This is a genomic window from Tardiphaga sp. (genome assembly GCF_044340795.1).
In the GTDB taxonomy this organism is placed as follows: domain Bacteria; phylum Pseudomonadota; class Alphaproteobacteria; order Rhizobiales; family Xanthobacteraceae; genus Tardiphaga.
The window spans coordinates 1-8,163 of the sequence record NZ_JBIISY010000255.1 but is presented as its reverse complement, the minus strand read 5'-3'; the positions used below and the strand labels follow the sequence as shown (position 1 = coordinate 8,163).

The 8,163-nt window shown below is 64.1% G+C and carries 5 protein-coding genes; 3 read left to right on the top strand and 2 right to left on the bottom strand.

All coding sequences use genetic code 11. From position 1 onward, the window contains the following. Together ACIQ17_RS27680 and ACIQ17_RS27675 are read right to left on the bottom strand one after the other, a co-directional pair. A partial coding sequence (locus ACIQ17_RS27680; RefSeq protein WP_398472573.1) for a 5'-3' exonuclease H3TH domain-containing protein occupies window positions 1-1,918 on the bottom strand: 1,918 nt, incomplete at its 3' end. Window positions 1,919-2,076: 158 nt separating this feature from the next. After that, window positions 2,077-3,135 (bottom strand): acyltransferase family protein, encoded by a 1,059-nt coding sequence (locus ACIQ17_RS27675; protein WP_398472574.1) that lies wholly within the window; start codon window positions 3,133-3,135, stop codon window positions 2,077-2,079. A 151-nt stretch (window positions 3,136-3,286) separates the two neighbouring features. Here ACIQ17_RS27675 and hrpB point away from each other — a divergent pair, with 151 nt between their 5' ends. The 3 genes from hrpB to ACIQ17_RS27660 all read left to right on the top strand — a co-directional run bounded on the left by hrpB (window position 3,287) and on the right by ACIQ17_RS27660 (window position 8,157). Next, window positions 3,287-5,758 carry an ATP-dependent helicase HrpB gene (gene hrpB, locus ACIQ17_RS27670; protein ID WP_398472572.1) on the top strand — a complete coding sequence of 824 codons (2,472 nt, stop codon included), beginning with the start codon at window positions 3,287-3,289 and terminating at the stop codon, window positions 5,756-5,758. A 253-nt stretch (window positions 5,759-6,011) separates the two neighbouring features. Next, window positions 6,012-6,533, top strand: a complete 522-nt coding sequence (locus tag ACIQ17_RS27665; RefSeq protein ID WP_398472570.1) for a TIGR02281 family clan AA aspartic protease — start codon at window positions 6,012-6,014, stop codon at window positions 6,531-6,533. A 139-nt stretch (window positions 6,534-6,672) separates the two neighbouring features. Next, window positions 6,673-8,157 carry a phosphomannomutase/phosphoglucomutase gene (locus tag ACIQ17_RS27660; protein ID WP_398472568.1) on the top strand — a complete coding sequence of 495 codons (1,485 nt, stop codon included), beginning with the start codon at window positions 6,673-6,675 and terminating at the stop codon, window positions 8,155-8,157. Window positions 8,158-8,163: the final 6 nt, after the last annotated feature.

Below are 8,163 nucleotides of genomic sequence, written 5' to 3'. Positions count from 1 at the left end.
CGATGCGCGCCGCCGTCTGCGCAAAATCCGCCGAGAGCTTTGACAGCACCTGCCGGTCGATGGAAATGCCGCGCCGCTCCATCCGCGCCAGCACGGAGATCAGCGGCCGCTCCAGCGTCTCATAGACCGTGTTCATTTGTTCGGCCGCGAGGCGCGGCTTGAGCACGCTCCACAGTCGCAGCAGCACATCGGCATCTTCCGCCGCATATTCGGTGGCGCGCTCGATTTTCACCTGCTCATAAGTGAGCTTGCCCTTGCCCGAGCCGATGATCTCGCCATGGGTCAGCACGGCATGGCCGAGCCAGCTGTCCGCCAGCGCTTCCAGCCCATGCGCGTTGCGGCCGGCATCGAGCGCATAGGACATCAGCTGCACGTCGTCGTGGTTGCGCAGCGTCACGCCATGCTGCGCCAGCAGCACCGCGGTGAATTTGATGTTCAAACCGATCTTGAGCAAGCCTGCCGATTCCAGCAGCGGCTTCAGCGCTTCCAGTGCATCGGCGGTCTTTAGCTGGTCGGCTTCGAGATCGGCCTGAAACAATCCGGCGCCATCGCCGGACTGGCGATGCGCGAACGGGATATAGGCGGCATCATTGGGGCCAAGGGCGAGGGCGAAGCCGACGATGTCGGCCTGCATCGGATCGATCGAACTGGCCTTGGCCTCGAAGGCGACATGGCCGGTCTCGCGGATACGCGCGATCCATGTGTCGAGATCGGCACGGCTGCGGATGGTCTTGTAGCCGTCGCGCTTCACAGGCGTGTTGCGCGCGGCTTCCGCCCGCGCCTTGGCGAAAGCTGCCGGTGTGAGCACGTCCTTGCCGCCGGGGCCGGTCGCATGCGCGCCGGTGCCATTGGCTTTCTTCTTCGCCACGGGGGCCTGTTCGGTATCGCCGAACAGATCGCCGCCTTGCCCGCCGGCTTCGCCACCGCCCTTTGCGGCCGGCTTCGGCGCACCGCTTTCGGCTTCAGGGGCAACATCGGCCGCATCGATATGCGAATATTCAGCGACACGGCGGGTGAGGGTGGTGAACTCCATCCGCTTCAGGAACGCGATCAGTTTGCGTGCATCCGGCTCATGCACCGCAAGATCATCCAGCGGCACGTCGAGCGCCACCTTGTCGTCGAGCAGCACCAGCTGCCGCGAGATGCGCGCCTTCTCTGCATGCTCGATCAGCGATTCCCGCCGCTTCGGCTGCTTGATCTCGGACGCCCGGCTCAGCAGCGTTTCCAGATCGCCATATTCGGTGATCAGCTGCGCCGCCGTCTTGATGCCGATGCCCGGCACGCCCGGCACATTGTCGACGCTGTCTCCGGCCAGCGCCTGCACCTCGACCACCTTGTTCGGTGGCACGCCGAATTTCTCGATCACCTCCGCAACCCCGAGGCGGCGATCCTTCATGGTGTCATACATGGTGACGCAGTCGGTCACGAGCTGCATCAGGTCCTTGTCGGACGACACGATGGTGGCGGTGGCGCCGCGCTCGCAGGCCTGCCGCACATAGGTGGCGATCAGGTCGTCGGCCTCGAAGCCGCCCTGTTCGATGCAGGGCAGGTCGAAGGCGCGCACGGCATCACGGATCAGCGCGAATTGCGGGATCAGGTCATCCGGCGCCGGCGGCCGGTGCGCCTTGTATTCGGGATAGAGCTTGTTGCGGAAGGTGATCTCGGACTTGTCGAAGATGATCGCCAGATGCGTCGGCCGGTTGTCCGGCGGCATGTCACGCATCAGCTTCCACAGCATGTTGCAGAAGCCGAGCACCGCATTGACCTGCACCCCGTCGGATTTGCGGTTCAGCGGCGGCAGCGCGTGATAGGCGCGGAAAATGTAGGACGAGCCGTCCACCAGGAAGACGTGATCGCCCTTGCCGGGCGCATTGGTGGAAGCGGATGTGGCGGCGGGTTTCGCGGGGGCTTTCGACATGGCCGCAATTTAAGGATTTTTGCGGCGAATGACAGTCCTGACTCTCCCTGTCATTGCCCGCGAAAGCGGGCAATCCAGTATGCGGTGGCGGTCGTGATGGATCGAAGCGGCAGTGTCTACTGGATTGCCCGGTCAAGCCGGGCAACGACAGGAAGAGATCACTCCGCCGCCTGCAGCCTTGTCCCCTGCTTCTTCGGCGCGATCCAAAACGCGGCGGGGCGCTCGAACAGGAACTCCGCCCGCAGCCGCAGCGCTAGCCACCAGATCACCAGTGCGCCCACGATGCCGCTGACCGTCACCAGCAGCGCGATCGTGCCCACATCCAGCGGGGCGAATTTCAGCAGTACGACGCGGGCCGTTGCCATCGGCAGGAAGAAGGCCAGATAGATGACGATGGAATGCTCGCCGAAGAAGCGGACGACATCCAGCCACTGCATCTTGGCCAGCAAGGTGCCGGCCACGATGATCGCCACCGCGCCGGCAAAGCCGAGCGCCAGCGAGACCACGGGCCATTCGCTCACCCCGCCATGCACTAGCGCCGCGTTTGCCACAGCCCATAGCGCGAGGCCAGTCAGCGCCAGCACCGGTTTTGCGCGCGCCGCGTTCGACAGTGCGAACACCTGCGTCGCGAACAGATAGCCCGAATAGAAATAGACGAAGCGCGCGCAGAATTCGTCGATCACGGTCCAGCCGGTGGCGACATGCAGGCTCTCCAGCACCGCGGCGATGCCCCAGATCAGCACCGCGGGCATGCGGCGCACGGCCTTCGTCAGCACGAAGAACACCGGCAGCAGATAGATGAACCACAGCGTGCCGAACGGATCGATATAGGACAGGGCATACAGCTTGATCGCGTAGGGCCAGCCGTGCTCGGCGGCGAAGCCCGGTGCCTTGAAGGCGAACTGGATGGTCACCCACAGCACGTAGAAATACAGGAAGTGCACCACCTTGCGGTCCAGATAGGTGCGCCAGTCGCGGTCGATCACCCGGGCCAGGAACAGGCCGGAAATCAGGAAGAAGTCCGGCATCCGGAACGGTTTGGCGAATTCGACCACGTAATGCATGTAGCCGGTCTGGCCGGCGGCCAGTTCGGTGCCCAGCACCGAATGCATCATCACCACCATGATGATGCAGATGCCCTTGGCGTAATCGACCCAGTCGACGCGCTCCGATGCGATCGCGCGATCAGCGCCCGCAAATGTGCCGCTTGTGGTCATCATGGTCCCTGCCGGCGCCCTCTTGGTTGCGCGCATGATCGGGGCAATCGGTTTCAATTGCCTTGCAGTATCCATCGAAAATACTGATCGGATGGTCACGCTTGCGCGAGTTCCTGCGGCTGGTTAATGGGCGTTAACAGATACGGGTTTCATGACGCGGACTTTCGATACATCCCTGCCCATCGATGCCGTCCTGGGCGACCTCGCGGGGGCGCTGCGCGCCAGTAATGCCGCCGTGCTGGTGGCGCCGCCCGGCGCCGGCAAGACCACCCGCGTGCCGCTGGCATTGCTTGATGAACCCTGGCTGGGGGACAAGAAGATCATCATGCTGGAACCGCGCCGCATCGCCGCGCGTGCCAGTGCCGAGCGGATGGCCAGGACGCTGGGCGAACGCGCCGGCGAGACCGTCGGCTACCGGGTCCGTTTCGGTTCCAAAATCTCTCGGAAAACGCGGATCGAGGTCGTCACCGAAGGCATCTTTGCCCGCCAGATTCTCGATGATCCCGAACTCACCGGCGTCGGCGCCGTGCTGTTCGACGAATTTCACGAGCGTTCGCTCGATGCCGATCTCGGCCTCGCGCTCGCGCGCGATGCGCAGACCGGGCTGCGCGAGGATCTGCGCATCCTGGTGATGTCCGCGACTATCGACGGTGCGCGGATCGCAAAGCTGCTGGGCGATGCGCCGGTGGTTGCCAGCGAGGGCAGGGCCTTCCCCGTGGAGACCCGCTATCTCGGCCGCAAGCCCGACCAGCAGATCGAGCGCCAGATGGCCGATGCCATCGCCTCGGCGCTGCGCGCGGATGCAGGCTCGATGCTCGCCTTCCTGCCCGGCGCTGCCGAAATCCGCCGCACGCAGAATTTTCTCGCCGAGCGCGTGCAGGATGCGAACATCGAGATCGTGCCGCTGTTCGGCGCGCTCGACGCCGCCGTGCAGGACCGCGCGATCCAGCCGGCGCCCAGGGGGCAGCGCAAGGTCGTGCTGGCGACGTCCATCGCCGAAACCTCGTTGACCATCGAAGGCGTCCGCATCGTGGTCGATTGCGGCCTCGCCCGTGTGCCGCGCTACGAGCCCGATATCGGCTTGACCAGGCTGGAGACCGTGCGTGCGGCGCGCGCCGCCGTGGACCAGCGCCGCGGCCGCGCCGGCCGTACCGAGCCGGGCGTCTGTTACCGGTTGTGGGACGAGCCGCAGACTGCATCGCTGCCGGCCTATACGCAGCCGGAAATCCTCAGCGCGGACCTCTCCACTCTGCTGCTCGATTGCGCGCAATGGGGCGTCAGCGATCCCGCGCAGCTGACCTTCCTCGATCCGCCGCCGTTGCCCGCGCTGAAAGAGGCGCGCAGCCTGCTGGTCGAACTCGGCGCGCTGGATGGTGATGGCCGTATCACCGAGGAAGGAAAGGCGCTGCGCGCGCTGGCGCTGCCGCCGCGTCTCGCCCGCATGATCGTGGATTCCGCACGCTTCGGTTATGGCGAGGAGGCGGCCGAGATCGCCGCGATCCTCACCGAACGCGGCCTTGGCGGCGATAGCGTCGATCTCGACCATCGGCTGGATCAATTCCGCCGCGACCGCTCGCAACGCGCGAGCAGTGCAAGGCAATTGGCCGAGCGCTGGGCGGGGCAGGTGTCTTCTCCCTCACCGCGTGAGATAGGAGAGCTTTCCACCGGCACCATGCTCGCTTTCGCCTTCCCCGATCGCGTCGCCAGGAACCGCGGCAATGGCAGCTTTGTGCTTGCCAATGGCCGTGGCGCATCCGTCGAGCAAAGCGCTGCGCTCGCCAAAGTGCCTTACATCGCCGTCGGCGAACTCACCGGCACCGCTGCGAACGGCCGCATCCTGCTCGCCGCGCCGATCACGCAAGCCGAGATCGAAGCCCGTTTTGCCGATCAGATCACCGATTCCGACGAGATCAGTTTCGACCGTGCCTCGACATCGCTGCGTGGCCGCCGCAAGCGCGCGCTGCATGCCATCACCTTCTCCGAAGCGCCACTGACGGTGACGGCCTCCGAAGCCGCTGCACGCGTGTTCGCTGATGGCCTCGCGGCGCTCGGCCTCGATCGGCTGCCATGGTCGAAAGCGCTGCAGCAGTGGCGCGGCCGCGTGATGTTCCTGCGCGCATCGGAAGGCGACGCGTGGCCCGATCTGTCCGATCAGGCATTGATCGACAGCCGTGAGAGCTGGCTCGCGCCCGCGCTCTTCGGCAAGACCTCGCTGCGGGATTTTTCCGCCGGCGATCTGTCCGACGCCGTCATGAGCCTGCTGCCCTGGGACCAGCGCGCCCGCCTCGACCGGGAAGCGCCGACCCATTTCGAGGCGCCCACCGGCACCATGCTGGCCATCGACTACGAGGCGGAGCAGGGACCGACCATCGCCGTCCGATTGCAGGAGCTGTTCGGCTTGGGCACGCATCCCTCCGTGGCCAAGGGCAAGGTACCGCTGGTGCTGGAATTGCTATCGCCCGCCCAGCGCCCGGTGCAAGTGACGCGCGATCTGCCCGGCTTCTGGCGCGGCAGCTATCAGGACGTCCGCTCCGACCTGCGCGGCCGCTATCCGCGCCATCCCTGGCCGGACGATCCGGCCACGGCCATGCCGACCCGGCGGGCCAAGCCAAGGGGAACGTGACCACTCAAACTGTCATCACCCGCGAAAGCGGGTGATCCAGTAAACGCCAGCCACAGTGATAGGCCGCAACAATATTGTTTACTGGGTCCCCCGCTTTCGCGGAGGACGACATCGGTGTGTTTGGCGCTCCTTTAACCCTTCGCTCATCCTTTTCGCGAAAATTGCCGGGTGGTTCATCGTGCCTCTGCGGACGGTGGCAGCGATCCGTGATTCAGTCCGGTTCCGCACGGTTGCGTTCAGTTGAGGGTTGCGTATGCGTAGCATCATGTTTCTTGCCGCCGTGCTGATCGGCCTTGGCACCGCCATGGCCCAGCTCGCCGACAAGATGACGGCCACCCCGGCGATTACGCGCGCGGAGGCTGCGCCGACCCGGTTGGCGTCGCTCAGCGCCCCTCAGGCCGGCATTCGCAGCCTCACCATTCCGCGCGACAATCGCGGGCATTTCCAGACCGAAGCGCGCATCGATGGCCAGCGCATCGGCTTCATGGTCGATACCGGCGCCTCGGTGATTGCGCTCAACGAGAAGTCGGCCGCGCGATTCGGCCTGCGTCCGTCGCGCGCCGAATATAACGCCACGGTGACAACGGCGAATGGAACGCTGAAAGCCGCGCGTGCAAAACTGCCGATGGTGCAGGTCGGCGACATCACCGTGCGCGATGTGGATGCGATGGTGCTGCCGGATGAAGCATTGTCGGAGAATCTGCTGGGATTGTCGTTTCTCGCAAAACTGAAACGATTCGAATATTCCAACGGCCAGATGGTGCTCGAGCAGTAGTAACCTTGCCGCTTAACCCTGCGGCCCAATTTCAAACATACTCAGCCCCTTTTATGTGTAGGTGCCTACCAGCAGGCACGCGCGCGGCCGTTCCGGCTGTGCTATCAAAAAAATCCACATCAATCGCGAGAGGTCGTCGATGTTTCCGAAGCCGAAACCCTTGCTCGTGCCCAATACCTATGCCTACGAATCCGAGCCGATGGTGAAGGCCACCGGCTTTCGCGAATATGATGCGCGCTGGCTGTTCGGCAAGGAAATCAACCTGATGGGCATTCAGGCGCTGGGCATGGGCCTCGGTGCGCTGATTGCCGAATTGGGCCAGAAGCAGGAAATCGTCACTGGCCACGACTTTCGCGGTTACTCGGCCTCGATCAAATACGCGCTGATGACCGGCCTGATGGCCGCCGGCTGCAAGGTCCACGATATCGGCCTTGCGGTGACGCCGATGGCCTATTTCGCGCAATTCGATCTCGACGTGCCCTGCGTCGCCATGGTCACCGCCTCGCATAACGACAATGGCTGGACCGGCGTGAAGATGGGCGCCAACAAGCCGCTTACGTTCGGCCCCGATGAAATGACCCGGCTGAAGGAGATCGTGCTCAATGCCGAGTTCAAGAACAAGGCCGGCGGCTCCTATCACTTCCACGAAAACTATCCGGCGCGCTACATCGCCGATCTCACCCAGCGTCCGAAGCTGAAGCGCAAGCTCAAGGTGGTCGTCGCTTGCGGCAACGGCACTGCCGGCGCCTTTGCCCCGCAGGTGATGGAAGCGATCGGCTGCGAGGTGATCCCGCTCGATGTCGAGCTCGATCACACGTTCCCGAAGTACAATCCGAATCCGGAAGACATGGAGATGCTGCACGCGATCCGCGATGCGGTGCTCGAGCACAAGGCCGATGTCGGCCTCGGCTTCGATGGCGACGGCGATCGCTGCGGCGTTGTCGACAATACCGGCGAGGAAATTTTTGCGGACAAGGTCGGCGTGATGCTCGCGCGCGATATGTCGGCCGTTCACAAGAATGCGGAATTCGTCGTCGACGTGAAGTCCACCGGCCTGTTCATCACCGATCCTGTCCTGCAGAAGCAGAACGCCAAAACCACCTACTGGAAGACCGGCCATTCCTACATGAAGCGCCGCACCCATGAGCTGAAGGCGCTGGCGGGTTTCGAGAAGTCCGGCCACTTCTTCTTCAATGCTCCGGTCGGCCGCGGCTATGACGACGGCCTCGTCTCCGCCATCGCGATCTGCGAGATGCTGGACCGTGCGCCCGACAAGAGCATGGCCGATCTCAAGGAAGCCCTGCCCAAGACATGGTCGTCGCCGACCATGTCGCCGCATTGCGCCGACGAGACCAAATATGGCGTCGTCGATGCCGTGGTGAAGCATTTTGAAGCCGCGCAAAAACAGGGCGACAAGGTCGCCGGCCAGCCGATCCGCGATTTGGTCACGGTGAACGGCGTCCGCGTCACCTGCGAGGATGGCAGCTGGGGCCTCGTCCGCGCCTCGTCGAACAAGCCGGAGCTGGTCGTGGTGGTCGAAAGCCCGGTGTCGAAGCAGCGCATGCACGACATGTTCGATGCCATCAATGCCGTGCTAAAGATGCATCCGGAAGTCGGCGCGTAAAACCAG

Excerpts from the sequence above, each read along its gene's own strand:
- ACIQ17_RS27675 (WP_398472574.1), bottom strand. The coding sequence starts at position 3,135 with ATGACCACAAGCGGCACATTTGCGGGCGCTGATCGCGCGATCGCATCG.
- hrpB (WP_398472572.1), top strand. The coding sequence starts at position 3,287 with ATGACGCGGACTTTCGATACATCCCTGCCCATCGATGCCGTCCTGGGC.
- ACIQ17_RS27665 (WP_398472570.1), top strand. The coding sequence starts at position 6,012 with ATGCGTAGCATCATGTTTCTTGCCGCCGTGCTGATCGGCCTTGGCACC.
- ACIQ17_RS27660 (WP_398472568.1), top strand. The coding sequence starts at position 6,673 with ATGTTTCCGAAGCCGAAACCCTTGCTCGTGCCCAATACCTATGCCTAC.